Here is a 21286-nt window from a genome sequence, read left to right as displayed (position 1 = left end):
GGGGCGGCCCGGCGGTCACGGCCAGGCGCGCAGGGCGAGTTCGGCGGTGCGGGCCAGCTCCTCGGCGGTGGCGCCGTCGCGGGCCTGCTGGGACATGCCCTGGATGACCGTGGCGAAGTACCCGGCCAGCGCCTCCGGGTCGGCCCCGGGCGGCAGTTCGCCGTCCTGCCGGGCGGTGCGCAGCCGCTCCTCGAAGACCCGCCGGTTGGCGTTGCGCAGCTCGCGCAGCTGCGCCTGGATCCCGGCGTCCTGCGGGCTGACGTTGGTGGCGGCGGTGATCACCAGGCAGCCCGCCGGGTGGGACGGGTCCGGGTAGGTCGCGGCGGCCTCGCGCAGGATGCGGGCGAAGGCCGCGCGGGCGCCGGCCTCCTCGGCCAGTGCGGCGCCGACGAACGCGCCGACGGGGGAGTGCCCGTAATGGCGGACGACCTCCTCGAAGAGCGTGCGCTTGTCGCCGAAGGCGGCGTAGAGGCTGCCGGGGCGGATGCCCATCGCGGTGGTGAGGTCGGTGACCGAGGTCGCCTCGTAGCCGCGTTCCCAGAACAGCCGGGTGGCCGCCGTCAGCGCCTCCTCCCGGTCGAAGGCCGGCGGGCGGCCGCGCCGGGCGCGGGGCGCCGGGCCGGTGGTGGTGCTGTCGGGTGTCACGGCCTCGGTCATGGGATGGATTTTAGAGCAGTCACTCAAGAAGTGTGTGCTAGCTTCTTTGTTGAGCGATCGCTCAAGAAATTCCGGGATGCAACTCGGCGCAACAGGAGGGGACTCGGTCATGGGGTCGAGCGCGGGCGGGTACGGGCTTCGCGGCAAGGCGGCGCTGGTCACCGGCGGCAGCAGGGGGATAGGCCGGGCGATCGCCCGCCGGCTCGGGCGGGACGGCGCCACCGTCGCGGTGGGCTACGCCCGGGACGAGGCGGCGGCGCGGGAGGTGGTCGAGGGGATCAGGGCCGACGGCGGGCGGGCCTTCGCGCTGCGCGCCGAACTGGGGCGGCACGGCGACGCGGCCGCGCTGTGGGCGGCCTTCGACGCGGAGGTCGGGGCGCACGCGCCCGGCGGCGGGGTCGACATCATCGTGAACAACGCCGGGATCGGGCGCAGTTCGGACCTCGCGACGCTGACCGAAGAGGGCTTCGACGAGGTGTTCGCGGTGAACGTCCGGGCGCCGTTCTTCGTGGTGCAGCACGGGCTGGAGCGGCTGCGGGACGGCGGGCGGATCATCAACGTGTCCAGCGGGGCGGCCCGGCTCGCGATGCCGGAGATCATCGCCTACGGCGCGACCAAGGGCGCGCTCGACACCTTCACGCTCAACCTCGCCAAGCAGCTCGGCCCGCGCGGCATCACCGTCAACTCGGTCGCGCCCGGTGTGGTGGACACCGACGTCAACGCGGGCTGGCTGCGCGGCAATCCGGCGGCCGAGGCGCATGCGGCCTCGCTCGCCGCGCTCGGCCGGGTCGGGCAGCCGGAGGACATCGCGGACATCGTCGCCTTCCTGGCCTCGGAGGACGCGCGCTGGGTCACCGGGCGGGTCGTCGACGCGACGGGCGGCGCGGGGCTGTAGACGGCGAACAGCTGACAGCTGACAGATTTCATCATCTGAAATCCGTCAGCTGTCAGCTGTCAGCTGTCAGCTGTCAGCTGTCACGTGACGTCTGTCGCCCGTCAGCCCCGCACCCGCCCCGCGACCTCGCCGAAGCCGACCAGCGCGCCGTTCGGCCCCGGGGCCGTCGCCGTGATGACGACCTCGTCGCCGTCCTCCAGGAAGGTCCGGGTCGTCCCGTCCGGCAGCTTGAGCGGCTCCTCGCCGTTCCAGGTCAGCTCGATCAGCGCGCCCCGGGTGTCCGGCTCCGGCCCGCTGACCGTCCCCGAGGCGAACAGGTCGCCGGTGCGCAGCGAGGCGCCGTTGACGGTCATGTGGGTCAGCTGCTGTTGCGCCGTCCAGTACATGGACGCGAACGGCGGGCGCGAGACCAGGTGCCCGTTCAGCCGGACCTCCATGGCCAGGTCCAACCCCCACGGCTCGCCGCCGCGGTCGTCCAGGTACGCCAGCGGCTCGACGTCGCGCTCCGGCGGGGCGACCCGGGCGTGCTGCAGGGCGTCCAGCGGCACGATCCACGGCGAGACCGAGGTCGCGAAGGACTTGCCCAGGAAGGGGCCGAGCGGCACGTACTCCCAGGCCTGGATGTCGCGCGCCGACCAGTCGTTGAGCAGGCAGACGCCGAACACGTGCTCGCGGAAGTCGTCCAGCACGACCGGCCGGCCCAGCTCGGACGGCGTGCCGACGACGAAGCCGACCTCGGCCTCGATGTCCAGCCGGCGGGTCGGCCCGAAGGCCGGCGCGGCGTCGGCGGGAGCCTTGCGCTGTCCGTGCGGACGCACCACCGGCGTGCCGGACACCACGACGGTGCCCGCTCGCCCGTGGTAACCGATCGGCAGGTGCTTCCAGTTGGGTGTGAGCGGCTCCGAGCCCGGGCGGAAGATCCGGCCCAGGTTGGTGGCGTGGTGCTCGGAGGCGTAGAAGTCGACGTAGTCCGCGACCTCGAACGGCAGGTGCAGTTCGACCTGGTCGGCCGGCAGCAACGCGGGCGACAGCGCCTCGCGGAAGGACTCGTCCGTCAGCCAGGCGGTGAGGTCGGCGCGGACCCGCGTCCAGGTCGAACGTCCGGCCGCCATCAGCGGGTTGAGCGAGTCGGCGTCCAGCAGAACCGACGGGGCTCCGGCGGCCCGGGCGGCGGCTCCGGCGTCCAGCACGAAGTCCCCGACGCGCACGCCGATCCGGCGCTGCCCGGGCCGGTCGGCCGCGGTGAAGACGCCGTACGGCAGGTTGTGCACGCCGAACGGCGAGTCCTGGGCGCTGGCCAGCCAGCTGCGGGGGGTGCTCAACGGTCCTCCTGGAGGAGTGGACTGGGCGACAGCAGGCCGAGCGCGGCCAGGTCGTCCAGGGGTTCGGCGACGCTGCAGGTGCCGAACGCGGTGAACGAGTTGCGGATCACCGTAACCTGGTGCCCGCTCAGGGCGTGGACGGCCTTGGCCAGCACCGCGCCGTCGCGCTCGGCCAGCACCTCGGCGGCCGCGGCGCGGTCCGTCTCCTGGGCGGCCAGCAGGACGTTGAGGAAGCCGTGGTGCTCGAACCCGGTCTCCGGGTCGGTGTGCCGGACGGCGTTGTGCAGGCCCGCCGTGCACTTGTACGGCAGGCCGCGCCGGGCGCAGCCGGTGAGGAAGGCGGCCAGCTCGTCCTCGTCCGGGAACGCCTCCGCGACGACGCCGCCGGTGCGGAACTTCGCCCGGTACGCGCTGTCGAGCAGGGCGTCCAGCACGGCGTCCAGGTCGTCCCCGCGCAGGAGTTCGCGCGGCAGCTCGACGGCGGCGGGCACGTCGACCGGCAGCAGCCGGTCCAGTTCGGCGACGGCCTCCTGCACGTCCCGGGTGGCGAGCTCGACGCCCGCGACCTCGAAGGGTGCGGCGGCGGTGAGCGCCGGCCCGAGCTCGGGACTGCCCCCCGGCAGTACCAGCCCGACCCTGAGCGGCCCGGTGCCCGCCACCGCCGCGGCCAGGTCGCCCAACCGGCCCGCCCCGCACAGGAACGGGCCGACCGCGTCGGCGTACCAGGCCGTGCGGTGGGCGCGGTGCGCGGGCACGGCCTCGGCGACCGGCAGGTTCCCCGGGGGGAACACCGCCGCGTCGTCGAAGAGCCCGCGGAACAGCTCCGGGATCGGCGACGGGGCCGCGGAGGGGAACACGGGGGAGCCGGCACTCATCGGCCGGGCCCCCGACCCGCCCAGGTCCAGGCGTAGTCGGCGTCCTCGGTGGCCCGTCCGCCCTCGCCGAGCTCCAGCGGGCGGAAGGTGTCCACCATGACCGCCAGCTCGTCGAAGAACTCCACGCCGATGCTGCGCTCGTACGCGCCCGGCTGCGGCCCGTGGGTGTGCCCGCCGGGGTGCAGCGAGATGGAGCCCTGGCCGATGCCGGAGCCCTTGCGGGCCGCGTAGTCGCCGCCGCAGTAGAACATGACCTCGTCGCTGTCCACGTTGGCGTGGTAGTACGGCACCGGGATCGACAGCGGGTGGTAATCCACCTTGCGGGGAACGAAGTTGCAGATCACGAAGTTGTTGCCCTCGAACACCTGGTGGGCCGGCGGCGGCTGGTGGACCCGCCCGGTGATCGGCTCGAAGTCCCGGATGTTGAAGGCGTACGGGTACAGGCAGCCGTCCCAGCCGACCACGTCGAACGGGTGGTGCGGCACGGTGTAGCGGGTGCCCGAAACCCCGTTCGGGCCACGGTGCTTGACCAGCACGTCGACGTCCCCGGGGGTGTCGACCACCAGCGGCCCGACCGGCCCGCGGAAGTCCCGCTCGCAGTACGGCGCGTGCTCCAGCAGCTGCCCGTACTTGGAGAGGTAGCGCTTGACCGGGGTGATGTGGCTGTTGGCCTCGATGCAGTACGCGCGCAGCGGCTCGTTCCCGGACGGCACCCAGCGGTGGGTGGTGGCGCGCGGGATGATCACGTAGTCGCCCTGGCCGACCTCGATCGAGCCGAAGACCGTCTCGACCGTGCCCGCGCCGGACTCCACGTACACGCACTCGTCGCCGAGCCCGTTGCGGTACAGCTCGCTCGGGGCCCCGGCGGCGACGTACGAGATGCGCACGTCGCCGTTGCCGAGGACGAGCCGCCGGCTGCCGACGACGTCCGCGGACTTCCACTCCTGGTCCGCGAACAGCTCGTGCAGCTTGAGGTGGCGGGGGAGCAGGGGATGGTTGGGCACCGTGGACTGGTCGGGCAGCTCCCAGGGCGCCGCGTCGACCACCGCCGAGGGGATGCCCCGGTGGTAGAGCAGCGACGAGTCGGAGGAGAACCCCTCCTCGCCCATCAACTCCTCGTAGTACAGCCCGCCTTCGGGTGTGCGGTGCTGGGTGTGCCGCTTGGGCGGGATGCTGCCCAGCTGCCGGTAGTACGCCATCTCCGTGCTCCTCCTCGACCGTCCGTCAGGGTCGGCGTCAATCAGGGTAGGCCGACGCTCACAGGTTGCCGCGACGGTCCTGCTCGCGCTCGATCGACTCGAACAGCGCCTTGAAGTTGCCCTTGCCGAAGCCCAGCGAACCGTGCCGCTCGATGAACTCGTAGAAGACGGTGGGCCGGTCGCCGATCGGCTTGGTGAAGATCTGCAGCAGGTAGCCGTCCTCGTCGCGGTCGACCAGGATGCCGCGCTTCTTCAGCTCCTCGATCGGCACCCGGACCTTGCCGATCCGCTCGCGCAGCTCCGGGTCGTCGTAGTAGGCGTCCGGGGTGTTGAGGAACTCGACGCCGCGCGAGCGCAGCACGTCCACGGTGGTGAGGATGTCGTTCGTGGCGAGCGCCATGTGCTGGCAGCCGGGGCCGGTGTAGAACTCCAGGTACTCGTCGATCTGGGACTTCTTCTTGGCGATGGCCGGCTCGTTGAGCGGGAACTTCACCCGGTGGTTGCCGCTGGCGACGACCTTGGACATCAGGGCGGAGTACTCGGTGGCGATGTCGTCGCCGACGAACTCGGCCATGTTCACGAAGCCCATGACCCGGTTGTAGAACTGGACCCACTCGTCCATCCGGCCCAGCTCGACGTTGCCGACGGCGTGGTCCAGGGCCTGGAAAAGGCGCTTGGGCGAGCCCTCCGGGTGGGTGACGCCGCTCTTGGCGACGACGTAGCCCGGCAGGTACGGGCCGCTGTAGCGGGAGCGGTCGATCAGGGTGTGGCGGGTCTCGCCGTAGGTGGCGATGGCCGCGCGGCGCACGGTGCCGTTCTCGTCCGAGACGTCGTTGGGCTCCTCCAGGACGGTGGCGCCGCTGGCCCGGGCGTGCTCGATGCACTTGTCGACGTCCGGGACCTCCAGGGCGAGGTCGACCACGCCGTCGCCGTGGCGGCGGTGGTGGTCCAGCAGCGCGCTGTCCGGCTGGACGCCGCCCTTGATCACGAAGCGGCAGGAGCCGGAGCGCAGCACGTAGGCCTTGCGGTCGCGGCGGCCGGTCTCCGGGCCGGAGTAGGCGACCAGCTCCATGCCGAACACGACCTGGTAGAACTGGGCCGTCTGGGTGGCGTTGCCGACCACGAAGACGACCGCGTCCTGCGCGGTGACCGGGAACGGGTCGGCGGCCTGGTCGTGCTCGACGAGTCCGACCAGGCGGCGCAGCTGGTCGGCGTCGAGGCCGGCCTCGCGCTCCTCGGGGGTCAGCTCAAGGGCGTGGGTCTGCGGGGTCATCGCTCGTTCCTCCACTCAGGGCCTCGGCGTTGAGGCTTCCGGGGGTTTCCGGGGGCTCGGGGCCTTCCGGTGCGGATCGCGTGGATCGCTGCCGCACGGCGACGGGTGGGCGGTGCGGTTGCGCAGAGCTTGCTCCTGTCCTGAGGGTTGGGCAACAGGTCGATTTTTCACTGCTCAATGTGTACAAGCTGATCAGGAAATCCCGCCTTCGGCTGCGCAATATGTGCTGCCCCCGGGCGGTGCCTGCGCGAAATCTGCGCAACCGGCGCTACCCGCCCTCGGCGGGCGGTGCGCCGACGGCCGGCAGGTGCCGCAGGAACCAGTCCCCGGCCAGCTCAGCGGCCTGGTCGAGGGTGCCCGGCTCCTCGAACAGGTGGCTCGCGTGCGGCACCACCGCCAGCTCGCTCGCGCCGCCCAGCAGGGCCCGGGCCCGCCGGTTGAGGTCGAGCACGGTGGTGTCCAGGGAGCCGACCACGAGCAGCGTCGGCGCGCCCACCCGGCCGAGGACGTCCGGCCCGGCGAGGTCCGGGCGCCCGCCCCGGGAGACCACGGCGCGCACCGCCGGGCCCAGTTCGGCGGCGGTGTACAGGGCGGCGGCCGCGCCGGTGCTGGCGCCGAACAGGCCGAGCGGCAGGCCGTGCGCCCCCTCGGTGCGGCCCAGCTCCCGGGCGACGGCGGTCAGCCGGGCGCCGAGCAGGGCGACGTCGAACACCTTGCGCCGGTCCGGCTCCTCGGCCTCGGTGAGCAGGTCGAACAGCAGGGTGCCCAGCCCGGCCCGGTTCAGGTGGCGGGCGACGTGCCGGTTGCGCGGACTGCGCCGGCCGCTGCCGCTGCCGTGCGCGAACACCACGACCCCGACCGCCCCGGCCGGGACGCTGAGCCGACCGGCCAGCCGGACCCCGGCGACGGGCAGCACCAGCTCGCGGTCGGTGCCCGCGGCGGACGCGCCCGGCTGGTCCGCCCGCTCGCCCCGGGCCTCGGCCAGCAGCCGCAGCACCTCCTCGTCGCCGGTCTGGGTGAAGTCGGCGTAGAACTCGCCGATCGCGAAGAACGGTGACGGCGTGTCGACGCAGACCAGCTCGTCGGCCGCCTCGGACAGCCGCTCCGTCCAGTCCCGGGGCGCCACCGGGACGGCCAGCACCACCCGGGCCGCGCCGCGCGCCCGGACTATCCGGCAGGCGGCCAGGGCGGTGGAGCCGGTGGCGATGCCATCGTCCACCACGACCACGGTCCGCCCGAGCAGGTCGGCGGCCGGACGGTCGCCCCGGTAGCGGCGGGCCCGGCGCTCCAGCTCGGTGCGCTCGCGCCGTTCCACCTGCGCCAGCTGCTCCCCGCCCACCCCGGCGAGCCGGATGACCTGCTCGTTCAGCACCCGGACGCCGTCCTCGCCGATCGCCCCCATGCCCAGCTCGGGCTGGTAGGGCACGCCGAGCTTGCGGATCACACAGATGTCCAGCGGTGCGCCGAGCGCCGCCGCCACCTCGGCGGCCACCGGCACCCCGCCCCGGGGCAGGGCGACCACCACGGTGCCGGGGCCGGCGAGGTGACCGAGGCGGGCGGCCAGCCGGCGGCCGGCGTCGGTGCGGTCGGTGAAGTGGGTTCCGGTGACGTGCATTTCACGGCCTCCGGGTTCCACCGTACGCCGCTCGCGGCGGGCCGGTGCCGGGCGTGTGGGGCTCGCGGCCCCGGGCTCTCGTGGGGGGTTTGGCCCGGGGTCGGTCCCGGGGCGCCCCCAAGGGGTGCCCAGGGCGCTTCCAGGGCCTGCCGGGGCGGCCCGGGACATGGTCGGGGTGCGGTCGGGACATGGTCGGGCACGGGGGCACATCTTCGAGAAGCTGCACGTGGCCACCCGGGCCGAGGCGGTCGCCCGGGCCCGCGACATGGGCCTCGGCGACGGCTGACGCCGTTCCCCGTTCCCCGTTTCCCGGTTCTCGTTCCCCTGTTCCCCGTGCTTGGGAGAGGCGGTCCGGGGGTGCCGGTCCGCCGACCGGCACCCCCGGAGTCTTGCGTGTCCTACTGGCCCTACGGCTGCATCTCGTACGCGCCGGAGAGCGCCTCGACCCGGGCCCACACCTTCGCGGCGCGCTCGGCGTCCGCCACCGGACGGCGCACGTTGGCCAGCGCCCAGGCGGCCTGCTCCTCGGTCGCGGAGGCCTTGCCGTGCAGCTCGGTCGCGTGCGCGGAGAAGTCCCGGACCAGCGCGTCGAAGACCTGGTCCAGCACGTCCGCGTCCAGCCCGGTCAGCTCGGCCTGCTCCAGCACCAGCTGGCCGTAGACGATCAGCGCGAACAGCTGGCCGATCTCCAGCAGGAAGTCCAGGTCGGCCTGCTGCTCCTTGCTCGGCGCGTGCTTGAGCAGCAGCTCGCAGAAGCCGTCGGCCTGCTCGCGGAAGCGGGCGACGTTCGGCAGCTGCGCGTGCCGGTCGTAGGCGGCGCGCCAGTCGTGGAAGCGGATCGCGCCGAGGCCGCGGGCCGGGCCCTGGTGGAACAGGAAGGCGTCGTCGGCGGCGTCCAGTCGGGTCGGCACCGGCGCGTAGTCGGTGGGCGCGAACAGGTAGTTGCCCATGAACTTGAGGATCAGCGCCAGGTTGACGTGGACGGTGCCCTCCAGCTTCGGCAGGCCGCGGATGTCCTTGGCGGCCTTGTCGAAGTAGGTGTCCGCCTCGAAGCCCTTGGCCGCGATGACGTCCCACATCAGGTCGATGACCTTCTCGCCCTCGGTGGTGACCTTCATCTTGGTCATCGGGTTGAACAGCAGGTAGCGGCGGTCCTCGGGGGAGGCGGTGCGGAAGTAGTCCACGGCGCGGGCGCTGAACAGCTTCATCGCCACCAGGCGGGCGTACGCGTCGGTCAACTCCCGGCGCACGTGCGGGAAGTCGGTGACCTTCCGGCCGTACAGCACCCGGTTGTGGGCGTGCGTGACGGCCTCGTACATCGCGTGCTCGCAGATGCCGACGGAGGCGGTGCAGAGGTTGAACTTGCCGACGTTGACGGTGTTCAGCGCGGCGTCGAAGGCGGCCTGCCCGGTGTGCAGCACGTCCTCGGCGCGCACAGGGTAGTCCTCCAGGCGGAACTCGCTGACGTACATCTGGGCGTTCACCACGTTCTTGACCAGGTGGTACGCCTCGTGGCGGCTGTCGGCGGCGAAGAAGACGTAGCCCTCCGGGCCCTCGACGTCCGAGCGGCGGCCGAAGACCGAGACCAGGCCGGCCACGTTGCCGTTGCCGATGTAGTACTTGGGGCCGGTCGCGGTGAAGCCGCCCTCGCCGTCCGGGGTGAGGATCATGTCGGTGGAGTAGATGTCGGCGCCGTGGGTGCGCTCGGACAGGCCGAAGGCCATCACGTGGCCCTCGGCGAGGAGCTTGGCGGCGCGGGCCCGGACGGCCTCGTTCTCGCTCTGCCAGACCGGGCCGAGGCCCAGGATGGTGACCTGCCAGGTGTACCAGTAGCCGAGGCCGTAGAAGCCGAGGATCTCGTTCAGCTCGGCGATCCGCGCGGTGTCCCAGCGCTTGTCGGGGTCGGCCGACGAGGGGGTCAGGAACTCCGCGAACAGGCCTTCCCGCGCGGCGAATTCGAGGAAGTCGCCGTACCAGGCGCGGTCGATGTAGGTGTCGATGAGCGCCTTCTTGCCGCGGGACTCGAACCAGTCGACGGTCGCGCGCAGCAGCCGACGGGTCGGCTCGTCGAACTGCGCGGGGTCGTAGGTGCGCGGGTTGAAGAGCATCAGGGGCTCCCTGGGGTCGAGGGTGTGAGGGCTCGGCGCGGTTAGGGGGGCGGGGCCGGGTCGGCGGGCGGGGGCGGCTTTCGGCGTACAGGGTTCAGCGGACGGTTGTCAGCTGACAGATTTCAGGTAACAGATTTCAGACTCTGTCAGCTGAAATCCGTCATCCGTCATCCGTTATCTGTCATCCGGCGGCTGTCACCCGTCACCGTCACCCGTCATCTGTCGTCCGTCTTCCGGTCCCGTTCGCCGTCCGCGAGCCGGCGCAGGGTGGCGAGCACGTCGTCCAGCCAGGCGAGGGTCATCCGCTCGAACTCGATGCCGCCGCGCAGCACCACGTGCTGGAGTTCCTGCCGGGTGTCCAGTGCGGTGAGGTCGGGGAAGTCCCGCTGCTCGCCGTGCAGGTAGCGGGCGAGCAGAGCGGCGTGGCTCTCGCGGTGCCGCTCGACCTCGGAGATCAGCGCGGCCGGGTCGTCGAAGGCGGCGGCCCGGATCTTGACCGCGAGCTCGTGCCGGACGGTCTCCGGCTCGACCGGTTCGCGCAGCCAGCCGGCCAGCGCGGCCCGTCCGGGTGCGGCCGCCGAGTAGACCTTCTTGTCCGGGCGGCCGTCCTGCGCGACCTCCTCGGCGGCGACCCAGCCGTCCGCCTCCATCCGCCGCAGGACCCGGTAGATCTGCTGGTGGGTGGCGGTCCAGAAGCGTCCGATGGAGCGGTCGAAGCGCCGGGCCAGTTCGTACCCGGAGCCGGGCTGCTCCAGCAGCGAGACGAGGATCGCGTGCTCCAGTGCCATGCCCGCATCCTGCTATGCAACGAGTTGCATAGCAATGGAGCGCCGGAGTGTTGAGACGCAGGTCACCGGCGTGACCGGATGGTTATCGGTCATTCCGGACTATCAGGTGCAAAACCTTGGAGAAGCGCCAGAATGGGTACGGGGCTTGTCCCTTCCATGGTCCGAACCACAGGAGGTGGTATCGGTGGCAACCCACATGCCGACGGGCATGGAGCACCACCCGGACATCGTCGAACTCCGGGAACACTACGAGCGGGTCACTTCGACCCCCCGCGCCCAGGGCATCGAAGCCCTGGCCGTACTGGCCGGTCTTTTCCTGGCGGCATCGCCTTGGATCGTCGGCTTCACCGCGTTCAGCACCCTGACCGTGACCTGCCTGATCGTGGGTCTGGCCTACACCGCGCTGATGGCCGGCTACGGCTCGGCCTACGAGCGGACCCACGCGAGGGCTTGGGCCGCCTCCGCGCTCGGTATCTGGACGATCATCTCTCCCTGGGCCGTCTCCGGGTCCGTCGCGCACGGCAAGAACATCGTCACCTGCGTCATCGCCGGTGCGGTGATGTTCCTGCTCGGCCTCGCGGCGATCTCGATGGCCACGATCACGTCGAACGGAGCAGCGATGCGACTCGGCCGGGCCGGCCGAGCCAAGGGCTGACCTTCCCCGCAGCCCGCGTCCGGGGCACGGAGGGCACGCGAGTGCCCGCCGCGCCCCGGCGCACGTCCGGCCCACGCGCGCTTTGCGTCGGTCACGCTCTGCGTCGGACCTGCCGTACGTCGGACACGCCCTCCGGGTGCGTCATCCGCAGCACGTCCAGCGCCTCGTCCAGCTGCTCCTCGGTGAGCGCGCCCCGCTCGACGTAGCCGCGCTCCAGCACCACCTGGCGGATGGTCTTCCGCTCGGCCAGCGCCTGCTTGGCGACCTTCGCCGCTTCCTCGTACCCGATGTGCCGGTTCAGCGGCGTCACCACCGAGGGCGAGGACTCCGCGTACTCACGGGCCCGTTCGACGTTCGCGGTGATGCCGTCCACCGTCCGGTCCGCCAGCAGTCGGGCGCTGTTGGCCAGCAGCCGCACTGACTCCAGCACGTTGCGGGCGATCACCGGGAGCATCACGTTGAGCTCGAAGTTGCCGCTCGCGCCGGCCAGTGTCACCGTCGCGTCATTGCCCACCACCTGGGCGGCGACCATCAGCACCACCTCGGGCAGCACCGGGTTCACCTTGCCCGGCATGATCGACGAACCGGGCTGGAGGTCCGGCAGGTTGATCTCGCCCAGGCCGGTGCGCGGGCCGGAGCCCATCCACCGCAGGTCGTTCGCGATCTTCGTGAACCCGACCGCCACCGTGCGCAGTTGGCCGCTCAGCTCGACCAGTGCGTCCCGTGCGCCCTGCGCCTCGAAGTGGTCCCGGGCCTCGGTCAGCGGCAGCCCGGTGGCGCGGGCCACCTCCTCGATGACGGCCGCCGGGAAGCCGGGCGGGGTGTTGATGCCGGTGCCCACCGCCGTTCCGCCGAGCGGAAGTTCGGCGACCCGGGGGAGGGTGGCCAGCAGCCGCTCGCGCCCGTGCCGCACCTGCGCCGCGTAGCCGCCGAACTCCTGGCCCAGGGTGACGGGCGTGGCGTCCATCAGGTGGGTCCGGCCCGACTTGACCACCTGGGCGAACTCCACGGACTTGCGCTCCAGCGCCTCCGCCAGGTGCTCCAGCGCCGGGATCAGGTCGTGGGTGACGGCGGCGGTGGCGGCGATGTGGATCGAGGACGGGAACACGTCGTTGGACGACTGGCTCGCGTTCACCTGGTCGTTCGGGTGGACCGGCCGCCCCAGCCGCTCGCCCGCCAGGGTGGCGATCACCTCGTTGGTGTTCATGTTGGACGAGGTGCCCGAGCCGGTCTGGAAGACGTCCACCGGGAACTCGGCGTCCCAGCGGCCCTCCGCCACCTCCTCGGCCGCGGCCGCGATCGCCCCGGCCGTCTCCTCGTCCAGCACCCCGAGGCGGGCGTTCACCCGCGCCGCGGCCGCCTTGATCCGGGCCAGCGCGGCGATGTGCGCACGCTCCAGCCGCTGGCCGGACACCGGGAAGTTCTCCACCGCCCGCTGCGTCTGCGCCTGCCACTTCGCGGCGGCCGGTACCCGCACCTCGCCCATCGAGTCGTGCTCGACCCGGTACTCCTGCGGCTTCTCCCGCTCGTCACCCATCGCGCGCTGCACCTCCTGTACGGGCCCGGTCGGCCCGGTCACCGGCGTTTCCGATCACGACAGCCGCGCGCGGGCCCCGGGTATTTCCACCCGGGGCCCGCGATCCGCCGGACGCCCCGGCCGTGGGGGGCAGGAGCTGCCGCGCAGGGCGGGCGCAGCGGGCGGGGGGCGGGGTTGCCGGGCGGAGCGGGCCTACCGGCCGGGCAACTCGGCGCGGCGCAGTTCGGCGCGGAGGAGTCCGCCCGGCTCGGCGCCGAGCTGGCCGACCACGGTGCCGTCCGGCGCCCACACCCCGGAGCAGCCCGAGGTGTCCGGGAACTCGCCGCTGGCCCCCGCGCTGGTGGACAGCACGCCCCAGACCCGGTGCGCCGTGGTCCGCTCCCGCAGGTGCTCGGCGAGCCGCTCGGCCTGCGCGGGTCCCGGGCCGTACAGGGTGGAGGCGACGTAGGCGTCGATGCCGAGCGCGGCGGTCTCCTCGGCGTGCGTCGGGTCGGCGGCGTCGGCGCAGACCGCCAGGCCGAGCCGCAGGCCGTCCAGCTCCAGCACGAAGGGCTTCTCGCCCGGGACGAAGCGGTCCAGTTCGGGTCCGTGCAGGCGCATCTTCCGGTAGACGGCGGCGGCGCCCTCGCCGGTGACCGCCAGGGTGGCGATGGACTCGCAGCCGTCGGCCTCCACGACCGGTGCGCCGACCAGCGCGAGGGCGCCGGTCGCGGCGCAGGCCTCGACCAGCGGGGCGAGTCGCGGGTCCGCCGTGTCGACGGCGGGGGCGGTCAGGTCGTAGCCGGTCAGCGACAGCTCGGGGAACACCACCAGGCGGGTCCCGGCCTCCCGGACAGCCTCGGCATGCCGTCCGACGTTGACGTCCAGGGTGTCCGGGCGGCCGGGGGCGGCGCAGACCGGCTGGGCCACGGCGACGGTGACGGCGGCGGGGGCCGGGGTGGCCGTGCCGGTCGGGTCGGTGGCGGTCGGCGGCACGGACGAGGGCATGGTGGGGCCTCCGGGCGGGGATGGGGGGCGGTGGTCAAGATCAACCTATGCGCCCGCTGATCAGCCGGGCAACGCGGTATCGCTCCTCGGCTCGGTCCTCGGCTCGGTCCCCGGCTCGGAACTGGCGGCGTCACGGCGAGCCGTCGTCCACCGAGTCGTTCCGCGCCGCGCCGAGGACGAGGGTGGACGGCCTTCGTCCGTTCGCGCCATGATCACTCGAACGAGTGAGATCCCAGCCGGATCGCTTCAAACGGGCGTACGGCACTTCGTACGCTCCTGACCGGGTCGGACGGACACCGACCGCCCCGGAGCGCCGAGACCCGGCCCGGGGCACCGACGCAGGGGGCGGACCGGATGACCACGGAACACGACGGCAATCACACCGAGAACACGCACCGCGCGGCGGACGGGCGGGGGAGTGGGCGGGGGAACGGGCGGGTGACCGCCCCGGAGTCCGGCCGCGGCCTGACCAGGCGGCAACTGCTCGGCGCCTCCGCGGCGCTCGGCGGCGCGGCCTGGCTGCTGCGCGGCACCATCGGCCCGGACAGCGCCGAAGCCGCCGCGCCCGTACCGCCCGGCCTGCCCGCCGGCACCGAGCTCTACCAGCGGGTCTTCCAGAACTGGTCCGGCGAGATCCGCACCGACCAGCTGTGGACCTGCGCGCCGCACACCCCCGAGGAGGTCCCGGCCCTCGCCGACTGGGCGCACGCCAACGGCTGGCGGCTGCGCGCCACCGGCTACCGGCACACCTGGGCGCCGCTCACCGTCGCCAACGGGACCCCGGACACCGCCCGCGTCCTGCTGCTGGACACCAACCGGTACCTCACCGCCATCACCGCCGACTCGCCCAGCACCGTCCGGGTACAGACCGGCGCGAGCATGGAGGCGCTGCTCGCCCACCTGGCCGACCGGGGCCTCGGCCTGACGGCCTGCCCGGCGCCGGGTGACCTCACCGTCGGCGGCGTGCTCGCCATCGGTGGCCACGGTACGGCTGCCCCGGCGGGCGGCGAACTGCGCCCGGACGGGCACGGCTACGGCTCGGTCAGCAACCAGGTGGTCCGGCTCACCGCCGTCGTCCTGGACCAGACCACCGGCCGCTACGCGCTGCGCACCTTCGACCGTGCCGAGGCCGACAGCGCCGCCTTCCTGGTGCACCTGGGCCGCGCCTTCCTGACCGAGGTGGTGCTGCGCGCCGGCGCCGACCGCCCGCTGCGCTGCGTCAGTCGACTGGACATCCCGGCGAGCGACCTGTTCGCCCGCCCGGGGACCGCCACCGGCGGTGGCGGACTGCTCGGCGGGCTGCTGGGTGGCGGGGGCCCGCGCACCCTGGCCGAGTTCGTCGAGCGCGACGGCCGGGTCGAGGCGATCTGGTTCGCCTACACCGACTACCCGTGGCTCAAGACCTGGACCGTCACCCCGACCAGGCCGCTCGCCTCCAGGGCCGTCGACCAGCCCTACAACTACCCCTTCTCGGACAGCATTCCGGAGCCGGTCGCCCGGCTGGCCGGCCAAATCGTCTCCGGCGCCTGGGGATCGGCCCCGCTGTTCGGCCAACTCCAGTACCTGGTCGCCAAGGTGGCGCTCACCGGCGACCTCACCGACGTCCTGCTCTCCGGCGGGCTGCTTCGCGACCTGCTCAGCGGCGACCTGATCACCCACCTGCTCGCCGGTGGACTGCGCTCCGACCTCTGGGGCCCCTCGCGAGCGCTGCTGCAGTACGTCCGGCCCACCACCCTGCGGGTCACCGCGAACGGCTACGCGATCCTGACCAAGCGGGCCGACCTGCAGTGGGTGGTCAGCGAGTTCGCCGCCTACTACCGGCAGTTGCTCGGGGAGTACCAGGCCCGGGGCGAGTTCCCGGTGAACGGTGCGGTGGAGGTCCGGGTCACCGGCCTGGACGACCCGTCCTACTCCGGCGTCCCCGGAGCCCGGCCCCCGCTGCTGTCCGCGCTGCGCCCGCGGGCGGACCGGCCGGAGTGGGACACCGCGGTGTGGCTCGACGTCCTGGCGTTCCCCGGCACGCCCGGACTGGAGCGCTTCGCCCGGGACCTGGAGCAGTGGCTGCTGCGCACCTTCGACGGGACCAGGGCCGGCCTGCGGGTCGAGTGGTCCAAGGGCTGGGCCTACACCACGGAAGCGGCCTGGTCCGACCAGGACCTGCTCGGCCGGGTCATCCCCGACAGCCTGCGGGCCGGCGGCGGGCCGGGCTGGGACGAGGCGGTCGCCACGCTGGACCGGTACGACCCGCACCGGGTGTTCGGGAACCCGTTCCTGGACGGGCTGTTGAAGTAGCGGCTGACGGGTGACGGCTGACAGATAACAGCTGACGGCTGACAGATTTTGAAATCTGTCAGCCGTCAGTCGTCGACCGTTCCCGGCGTTCGGCCGCGCCGGAGGCGGCCTTCAGATGTGCTCCATCACGATCACCGCGAGGGTGTCCGGGGCCAGGGCGCGGAACACGTGCGGGGCGTCGCCGGGGTAGCTGATGTAGTCGCCCGGGCCCAGCTCGACCGGTGACTCGCTCGGGCCGACCAGGGCCCGACCCGCGCCGATCATCACGTGCTCGACGGTGCCGGGCATGTGCGGGTCGGAGGCCCGGGTCTCGCCGGGCTGGGCCTCGATCCGGTAGATGTCGCGCCGGGCGTTCGGCGGGCAGGAGGAGAGCACGGTGGCCGCGTAGTCGGCCCGTTCGGAGTGGGTCACCGGGCCCTCTCCGGCCCGCAGCACCTTGACGGTCGGGCGTGGCGGGTCGACCAGTCGACTGAACGGCACGTTCAGCGCCACTCCGAGCGCCCAGAGCGTCTCCACGCTGGGATTGCCCGCGCCCGACTCCAGTTGGGAGAGCGTCGACTTGGCGATGCCGGCGCGGCGGGCCAGCTCGGTCATCGACAGTCCGCCGCGTTCGCGTTCGCGCCGGATGGCCGCGGCGATCTGGCCGATCAGCTCCGTGCCGGAGCCGTTGGCGCCCTCGGCCCGGGGGGTCCGGTCACTCATCCTCGCCACTCACGCTTTCTCCAGACTCCTTCGGTCGGCTTCCCGCAGTCGGCGCCGCTCGGGGCCGGCTGGCGCCGGTCGGTGCCGTTCATGCTGCCACGGCTGTCGCCGAGGATGTCGTCGGCGAGCGTCGTTCGCTGTGCCGGTCGTTCCGTTCGCCTTGACGAACCTGGTGTCTCGGGTTCACTCTGATGGACATGCGTTCGCTTCTCCGAACACTCGAACATGCCACCCTGCGCGACATCGCCCTGGTCTGCCTCGCCGACGCGCTGGTCGGCGCCTCCTTCGGCGCGATCAGCGTGTCCGGCGGCCTGCCGCTCTGGGTGCCGGTGGCCCTCTCCGTCCTCGTCTTCGCGGGCGGCTCGCAGTTCGCGGCCGTCGGCGTGGTGCTGTCCGGCGGCGGGGCGCTGGCCGCCGTCGCCACCGGGCTGGTGCTCAACGCCCGACTGCTGCCGTTCGGCTTCGCCGTCGCCGACGTCCTCCAGGGTCCTTGGTGGCAAAGGCTGTTCGGGGCGCAGATGCTCACCGACGAGAGCGCGGCCTTCGCGCTCCAGGAGAGCGAACCGCGGCGGCGCCGGGCGGTGTTCTGGACCTGCGGGGTCTCGTTGTTCGTGGTGTGGAACGTCGCGGTGCTGCTCGGCGGCCTCGCCGGCGGGCTGATCGGGGACACCGACGTGTTCGGCCTGGACGCCGCCTTCCCGGCGGTGCTGCTCGCCCTGGTGCTGCCCTCGCTCGCGGACCGCGGGACCCGTACCGCGGCGGTGGCGGGCGCGGCGGTGGCCGTCGCGGCCACACCGTTCGTACCGGCCGGGCTGCCCGTGCTGCTCGCCCTGGTCGGGCTGCTGTTCGCCGGGCGGCCGATGGCGGCGTCGGAGCCGGGGTCGGGGCCTAAGTCGGGGCCGGGGTCGGCGTTCGAGTCGCCGGAGCCGCCGCAGTCTCCGGAGCCAGTGGTCGCTGCGGCGGCCGTGAAGGAGGACGTCCGATGATGCCCCTGTACGCCGTGCTGCTGCTGGCCGCCGGGACCTACGCCTACCGCGTGGCCGGTCCACTGCTCGGGCACCGGCTCGCGCTCTCGGAGCGGCTGCGCCACCTGCTGCTGGTCGCGGCGGCGGTGCTGCTGGTCGCGCTGGTGGTGACCGGCGCGCTGACCCAGGGGCACGGCTTCGCCGGGTGGGCGCGCCCGGCGGGCGTGCTGGTCGCCGGGGTCCTCGCGTGGCGCAGGGCGCCGTTCCCACTGGTGGTCCTGGCCGCCGCCGGGACGGCGGCGGTGCTGCGGCTGTGCGGGGTGGGGTGATGGGGACAGGCGGGGCGCCGGGCTGACGGCTGACAACGAACAAGTTTCAGCGAACAGCTGACAGATTTCGAAATCTGTCAGCTGTTCGCTGTTGCCCGTCAGCCGTCAGCCGTCAGCCGCTCGGCGTCAGTCGTCCGTCGCCGACCGCTCCGCCTGGATCTCCGGCCGCTTGCTGTCCCACAGCAGCTCCCACACCTTGAACACGCAGTGGTAGTCGCGCATGCTCCCCTGGAGGATCAGCAGATAGGTGTCCCCGTCCCGGAGCAGCGTCTTCCGTCGGCTGCTCATCGGATGATCCGGGGTGTAGGTCGGGACGATCCGCCGCAGCTCCGCGACGGCCTCCTCGCGGGTGCCCTCGACCTCGCCGAGCACCTTGCTGCCCCAGGTCCGGTCCCTGCCGATGCCCACCGTCTCCTCGACGACCAGCGCCCAACGCGTCATGCTCCGCCTCCCCTTCCGTGTCCGCTCGGGCCGGTCGCGTTCTCCGGCGCCGTGTTGGACATGTCGTGTTCCTCACGCGCTCCCGTCGGTCCGAGGCCGGGCGGGTTACGGAATACTCGCCGGTGTCCCGCCGAGACTACAAGGAGCTTCAATGACGAAGCCGACCCGGATCGACCCGTCCGACCTGCTCGCGGTCGGCGACCTCCTCTCCGACGAGGAGCGGCTGATCCGTGACACCGTCCGCCGGTTCACCGAGGAGCGGATCCGCCCGCACATCGGCGAATGGTTCGAGCGCGGTGTCTTCCCGGCCCGTGAACTCGCCCCCGAGCTCGGTGCCCTCGGTGTGCTCGGCATGCACCTCGACGGTTACGGCTGCGCGGGCGCCGGCGCCGTGGCGTACGGGGTCGCCTGCATGGAGTTGGAGGCGGCCGACTCGGGGCTGCGCAGCTTCGTCTCGGTCCAGGGCTCGCTCGCGATGCGCTCGATCCACGCCTTCGGCTCCGAGGAGCAGAAGCAGCGCTGGTTGCCCGGCATGGCGGCCGGCGAGCTGATCGGCTGCTTCGGCCTCACCGAGCCCGACTTCGGCTCGGACCCGGCGAACATGCGCACCCGGGCGGTGCGCAAGGGCGGCGACTGGGTGCTGTCCGGCAGCAAGATGTGGATCACCAACGGCAGCATCTCGGACGTCGCCGTGGTCTGGGCGCAGACCGAGGAGGGGGTGCGCGGCTTCCTGGTCGAGCGCGGCACCCGCGGCCTGACCGCGACCGACGTGCACGGCAAGCTCTCCCTGCGCGCCTCCGTCACCAGCGAGTTGGCCTTCGACGAGGTGGTGCTGCCGGCCGATGCGGTGCTGCCCGGCGTCACCGGTCTGCGCGGGCCGCTGTCCTCCCTCGGCGAGGCCCGCTACGGCATCCTCTGGGGCACCGTCGGTGCCGCCCGCGACTGCTACACCGCCGCCCTGGACTACGCGAAGAGCCGGATCCAGTTCGACCGTCCGATCGCCGGCTTCCAGCTGACCCAGCAGAAGCTGGTCGAGATGATGCTGGAGGTCGAGAAGGCGTACCTGGTGGCCCTGCGGATCGGCCGGCTGAAGGAGCAGGGCGCGGCCCGCCCGGCGCACATCAGCTTCGGCAAGCTCAACAACGTCCGCAGTGCGCTGGAGATCGCGCGCAGCGCCCGGACCGTCCTCGGGGCCAACGGCATCACCACCGAGTACCCGGTGCTGCGGCACGCCAACAACCTGGAGTCGGTGCTCACTTACGAGGGCACCAGCGAGATCCACACCCTGGTCCTCGGCGAGGCCATCACCGGTGAGTCGGCCTACCGCTGACGATCCGTCCGCTGCCACCCGGAGCTGCGAAAACCGGTGGCCGGGCCCGTCGTGGCCCGGCTACCGTCCCCGGCATGACCAGCCAGCCCGTTCAGCAGTCCCCGACCACCACCCTCCGGCGCCCCACCGGCCCGGAGGAACTGGCCCTGGTCGAGGCCGCCGATCGGCGTGCCTGGCCGCCCCGGATGCCCGAGCAGCCGATCTTCTACCCGGTGCTGAACGAGGACTACGCGATCCGGATCGCCCGCGACTGGAACGTGCCGGCCTCCGGCGTCGGGTACGTCACCCGCTTCGAGGTGGAGACGGACTTCCTCGCCCGCTATCCGGTGCAGCGGGCCGGCGGCCGGACGATCCTCGAACTCTGGGTACCGGCTGAGGAGTTGACCGAGTTCAACCAGCACATCGTCGGCCGCATCGAGGTCGTCCACGAGTTCCGGCCGCAGCCATGACATCCACAGCCGTGGTGCCCGACCCTGCAATGCCCGATGCCGTCCTGCTCACCTCCGCCCAGCCCACCGGCACCACCACCCTGCTCACCGCGGCCGCCGCCCGCCGGGGCCTGGCCACCGCTGTGCTGTCCGGACCGGAGCAGGTCGGACGGTTCGCCGGGCGGCCAGTCCACTGGTACGGCGGGCCGCTCGCCGCCGCGCGGATCGCCGGACCGTTGGGGCTGGCGCTGCTGGAACCCGAGGACGACTGGCTCGTCCGGCTCCCCGAGGAGTTCACCCGCCGTCGGATCGAACTGACCACCCTGGCCGAGGCCCGGACGCTGCGCCACCCGGTCTTCGTCAAGCCGCCGGCCGACAAGTCGATCCCGCCCGCGGTCTACCCGGACGGCTCCCGGCTGCCCCGCACCGGCGAGCGGATCGGCCCGGACACCCCCGTGCTGGTCAGTGAGCCGGTGACCTTCGCCGCCGAATACCGGCTGTTCCTGCGCGATGGCGAGGTGCTCACCGGCAGCCGGTACGCCCGCTTCGGTTGGCTCGACCCGGCACCGCTCACCGCCGCGGCCACCGCCTTCGCCCGCCGGCTGCTGGACGCCGTCGGGGACACCCTGCCCAGCGCCGTAGCCCTGGACGTCGGCCCGATCGCCGACCCGTACGACCCGGCCGAGCACTGGGCCGTGGTCGAGGCCAACCTGCCCTGGTTCGCGAACTGCTACGCCGCCGACCCGGACCGCGTCCTGGACGTCGTGCTGCGCGCGGCGGGCCCGGCCGCCGTACTCGCCGAACCGGACCGCCGCTTCGTCCGGGCGACCGGCTGACGGACGGGGCCGGGCGCCGCAGAAACTCCCGACGCCGCAGAGGGTCCCGACA

General features: G+C 72.8%; 20 protein-coding genes. 8 read left to right on the top strand and 12 right to left on the bottom strand.

The features are described from left to right. Positions 1-15 precede the first annotated feature (15 nt). The gene (locus ACZ7BZ_RS06780) at positions 16-657 is read right to left on the bottom strand and encodes a TetR/AcrR family transcriptional regulator (RefSeq protein ID WP_470357426.1); all 642 of its coding nucleotides are present in this window, start codon (positions 655-657) and stop codon (positions 16-18) included. Positions 658-766: 109 nt separating this feature from the next. Between ACZ7BZ_RS06780 and ACZ7BZ_RS06775 the strand changes: the two genes are divergently transcribed. After that, positions 767-1552, top strand: coding sequence for an SDR family oxidoreductase (locus ACZ7BZ_RS06775; RefSeq protein ID WP_470357425.1), 786 nt, complete (start codon positions 767-769; stop codon positions 1550-1552). A gap of 101 nt (positions 1553-1653) precedes the next feature. Here the strand turns inward: ACZ7BZ_RS06775 and fahA are convergent, their stop codons facing one another. The 7 genes from fahA to ACZ7BZ_RS06740 all read right to left on the bottom strand — a co-directional run bounded on the left by fahA (position 1654) and on the right by ACZ7BZ_RS06740 (position 10732). Next, the gene (gene fahA / locus ACZ7BZ_RS06770) at positions 1654-2874 is read right to left on the bottom strand and encodes a fumarylacetoacetase (protein ID WP_470357424.1); all 1221 of its coding nucleotides are present in this window, start codon (positions 2872-2874) and stop codon (positions 1654-1656) included. Beyond that, positions 2871-3731, bottom strand: a complete 861-nt coding sequence (locus ACZ7BZ_RS06765) for a hypothetical protein (RefSeq protein ID WP_470357423.1) — start codon at positions 3729-3731, stop codon at positions 2871-2873. Before ACZ7BZ_RS06765 ends, fahA begins: the two co-directional genes overlap by 4 nt. 14 nt (positions 3732-3745) lie before the next feature. Further along, positions 3746-4948, bottom strand: coding sequence for a cupin domain-containing protein (locus ACZ7BZ_RS06760; protein WP_470357422.1), 1203 nt, complete (start codon positions 4946-4948; stop codon positions 3746-3748). 58 nt (positions 4949-5006) lie between these two features. Next, positions 5007-6221, bottom strand: a complete 1215-nt coding sequence (gene hppD / locus ACZ7BZ_RS06755; RefSeq protein WP_380451112.1) for a 4-hydroxyphenylpyruvate dioxygenase — start codon at positions 6219-6221, stop codon at positions 5007-5009. 268 nt (positions 6222-6489) lie between these two features. Beyond that, the gene (locus ACZ7BZ_RS06750; protein WP_470357421.1) at positions 6490-7836 is read right to left on the bottom strand and encodes a phosphoribosyltransferase family protein; all 1347 of its coding nucleotides are present in this window, start codon (positions 7834-7836) and stop codon (positions 6490-6492) included. Positions 7837-8243: 407 nt separating this feature from the next. Next, complete coding sequence (locus ACZ7BZ_RS06745; protein ID WP_470357420.1) at positions 8244-9944, bottom strand: acyl-CoA dehydrogenase family protein; 1701 nt, start codon at positions 9942-9944, stop codon at positions 8244-8246. Positions 9945-10159: 215 nt separating this feature from the next. Continuing rightward, on the bottom strand, positions 10160-10732 hold the full coding sequence (locus tag ACZ7BZ_RS06740; protein WP_470357419.1) for a PadR family transcriptional regulator: 573 nt from the start codon (positions 10730-10732) through the stop codon (positions 10160-10162). A 184-nt stretch (positions 10733-10916) separates the two neighbouring features. Here ACZ7BZ_RS06740 and ACZ7BZ_RS06735 point away from each other — a divergent pair, with 184 nt between their 5' ends. Beyond that, entirely contained in the window at positions 10917-11387 is a 471-nt protein-coding gene (locus tag ACZ7BZ_RS06735) for an SPW repeat protein (RefSeq protein ID WP_470357418.1), read from the top strand. A 91-nt stretch (positions 11388-11478) separates the two neighbouring features. Here the strand turns inward: ACZ7BZ_RS06735 and ACZ7BZ_RS06730 are convergent, their stop codons facing one another. Beyond that, a complete protein-coding gene (locus ACZ7BZ_RS06730) occupies positions 11479-12924 on the bottom strand; it encodes a class II fumarate hydratase (RefSeq protein WP_470357417.1) in 1446 nt (481 codons plus the stop codon). 192 nt (positions 12925-13116) lie between these two features. Beyond that, positions 13117-13911 carry a carbon-nitrogen hydrolase family protein gene (locus tag ACZ7BZ_RS06725; RefSeq protein ID WP_470357416.1) on the bottom strand — a complete coding sequence of 265 codons (795 nt, stop codon included), beginning with the start codon at positions 13909-13911 and terminating at the stop codon, positions 13117-13119. Between the two features lie 438 nt (positions 13912-14349). On the opposite strand from ACZ7BZ_RS06725, the gene ACZ7BZ_RS06720 reads away from it, so the two are divergent. After that, positions 14350-16203, top strand: coding sequence for a cholesterol oxidase substrate-binding domain-containing protein (locus ACZ7BZ_RS06720; protein ID WP_470357415.1), 1854 nt, complete (start codon positions 14350-14352; stop codon positions 16201-16203). A 111-nt stretch (positions 16204-16314) separates the two neighbouring features. Here ACZ7BZ_RS06720 and ACZ7BZ_RS06715 read toward each other — a convergent pair whose 3' ends face one another. Continuing rightward, positions 16315-16905 (bottom strand): helix-turn-helix domain-containing protein, encoded by a 591-nt coding sequence (locus ACZ7BZ_RS06715; RefSeq protein ID WP_380451096.1) that lies wholly within the window; start codon positions 16903-16905, stop codon positions 16315-16317. A 197-nt stretch (positions 16906-17102) separates the two neighbouring features. Between ACZ7BZ_RS06715 and ACZ7BZ_RS06710 the strand changes: the two genes are divergently transcribed. Both ACZ7BZ_RS06710 and ACZ7BZ_RS06705 read left to right on the top strand, forming a co-directional pair. After that, entirely contained in the window at positions 17103-17891 is a 789-nt protein-coding gene (locus ACZ7BZ_RS06710) for an AzlC family ABC transporter permease (protein ID WP_470357414.1), read from the top strand. Further along, positions 17891-18199, top strand: coding sequence for an AzlD domain-containing protein (locus ACZ7BZ_RS06705; protein ID WP_470357548.1), 309 nt, complete (start codon positions 17891-17893; stop codon positions 18197-18199). Before ACZ7BZ_RS06710 ends, ACZ7BZ_RS06705 begins: the two co-directional genes overlap by 1 nt. A 126-nt stretch (positions 18200-18325) precedes the next feature. On the opposite strand, the gene ACZ7BZ_RS06700 is transcribed toward ACZ7BZ_RS06705, so the two are convergent. Further along, a complete protein-coding gene (locus ACZ7BZ_RS06700; RefSeq protein WP_465742271.1) occupies positions 18326-18640 on the bottom strand; it encodes a basic helix-loop-helix domain-containing protein in 315 nt (104 codons plus the stop codon). Between the two features lie 151 nt (positions 18641-18791). Between ACZ7BZ_RS06700 and ACZ7BZ_RS06695 the strand changes: the two genes are divergently transcribed. From ACZ7BZ_RS06695 to ACZ7BZ_RS06685, 3 genes are all read left to right on the top strand, one after another. Next, positions 18792-19970, top strand: a complete 1179-nt coding sequence (locus tag ACZ7BZ_RS06695) for an acyl-CoA dehydrogenase family protein (RefSeq protein WP_380451090.1) — start codon at positions 18792-18794, stop codon at positions 19968-19970. Between the two features lie 74 nt (positions 19971-20044). Next, the gene (locus ACZ7BZ_RS06690; protein ID WP_470357413.1) at positions 20045-20419 is read left to right on the top strand and encodes a hypothetical protein; all 375 of its coding nucleotides are present in this window, start codon (positions 20045-20047) and stop codon (positions 20417-20419) included. Between the two features lie 29 nt (positions 20420-20448). Then, complete coding sequence (locus ACZ7BZ_RS06685) at positions 20449-21234, top strand: ATP-grasp domain-containing protein (RefSeq protein WP_470357412.1); 786 nt, start codon at positions 20449-20451, stop codon at positions 21232-21234. Positions 21235-21286 lie beyond the last annotated feature (52 nt).

Source organism: Kitasatospora sp. NPDC036934, from assembly GCF_055608425.1.
The sequence above is the reverse complement of the archived record's forward strand: the minus strand, read 5'-3'. Positions and strand labels throughout refer to the sequence as shown.

Bases quoted from the DNA above. Each gene is read 5' to 3' on its own strand.
- ACZ7BZ_RS06780 (WP_470357426.1), bottom strand. From the start codon at position 657: ATGACCGAGGCCGTGACACCCGACAGCACCACCACCGGCCCGGCGCCC.
- ACZ7BZ_RS06775 (WP_470357425.1), top strand. From the start codon at position 767: ATGGGGTCGAGCGCGGGCGGGTACGGGCTTCGCGGCAAGGCGGCGCTG.
- ACZ7BZ_RS06760 (WP_470357422.1), bottom strand. From the start codon at position 4,948: ATGGCGTACTACCGGCAGCTGGGCAGCATCCCGCCCAAGCGGCACACC.
- hppD (WP_380451112.1), bottom strand. From the start codon at position 6,221: ATGACCCCGCAGACCCACGCCCTTGAGCTGACCCCCGAGGAGCGCGAG.
- ACZ7BZ_RS06750 (WP_470357421.1), bottom strand. From the start codon at position 7,836: ATGCACGTCACCGGAACCCACTTCACCGACCGCACCGACGCCGGCCGC.
- ACZ7BZ_RS06745 (WP_470357420.1), bottom strand. From the start codon at position 9,944: ATGCTCTTCAACCCGCGCACCTACGACCCCGCGCAGTTCGACGAGCCG.
- ACZ7BZ_RS06740 (WP_470357419.1), bottom strand. From the start codon at position 10,732: ATGGCACTGGAGCACGCGATCCTCGTCTCGCTGCTGGAGCAGCCCGGC.
- ACZ7BZ_RS06730 (WP_470357417.1), bottom strand. From the start codon at position 12,924: ATGGGTGACGAGCGGGAGAAGCCGCAGGAGTACCGGGTCGAGCACGAC.
- ACZ7BZ_RS06725 (WP_470357416.1), bottom strand. From the start codon at position 13,911: ATGCCCTCGTCCGTGCCGCCGACCGCCACCGACCCGACCGGCACGGCC.
- ACZ7BZ_RS06715 (WP_380451096.1), bottom strand. From the start codon at position 16,905: ATGAGTGACCGGACCCCCCGGGCCGAGGGCGCCAACGGCTCCGGCACG.
- ACZ7BZ_RS06710 (WP_470357414.1), top strand. From the start codon at position 17,103: ATGCGTTCGCTTCTCCGAACACTCGAACATGCCACCCTGCGCGACATC.
- ACZ7BZ_RS06705 (WP_470357548.1), top strand. From the start codon at position 17,891: ATGCCCCTGTACGCCGTGCTGCTGCTGGCCGCCGGGACCTACGCCTAC.
- ACZ7BZ_RS06700 (WP_465742271.1), bottom strand. From the start codon at position 18,640: ATGACGCGTTGGGCGCTGGTCGTCGAGGAGACGGTGGGCATCGGCAGG.
- ACZ7BZ_RS06695 (WP_380451090.1), top strand. From the start codon at position 18,792: ATGACGAAGCCGACCCGGATCGACCCGTCCGACCTGCTCGCGGTCGGC.
- ACZ7BZ_RS06690 (WP_470357413.1), top strand. From the start codon at position 20,045: ATGACCAGCCAGCCCGTTCAGCAGTCCCCGACCACCACCCTCCGGCGC.
- ACZ7BZ_RS06685 (WP_470357412.1), top strand. From the start codon at position 20,449: ATGCCCGATGCCGTCCTGCTCACCTCCGCCCAGCCCACCGGCACCACC.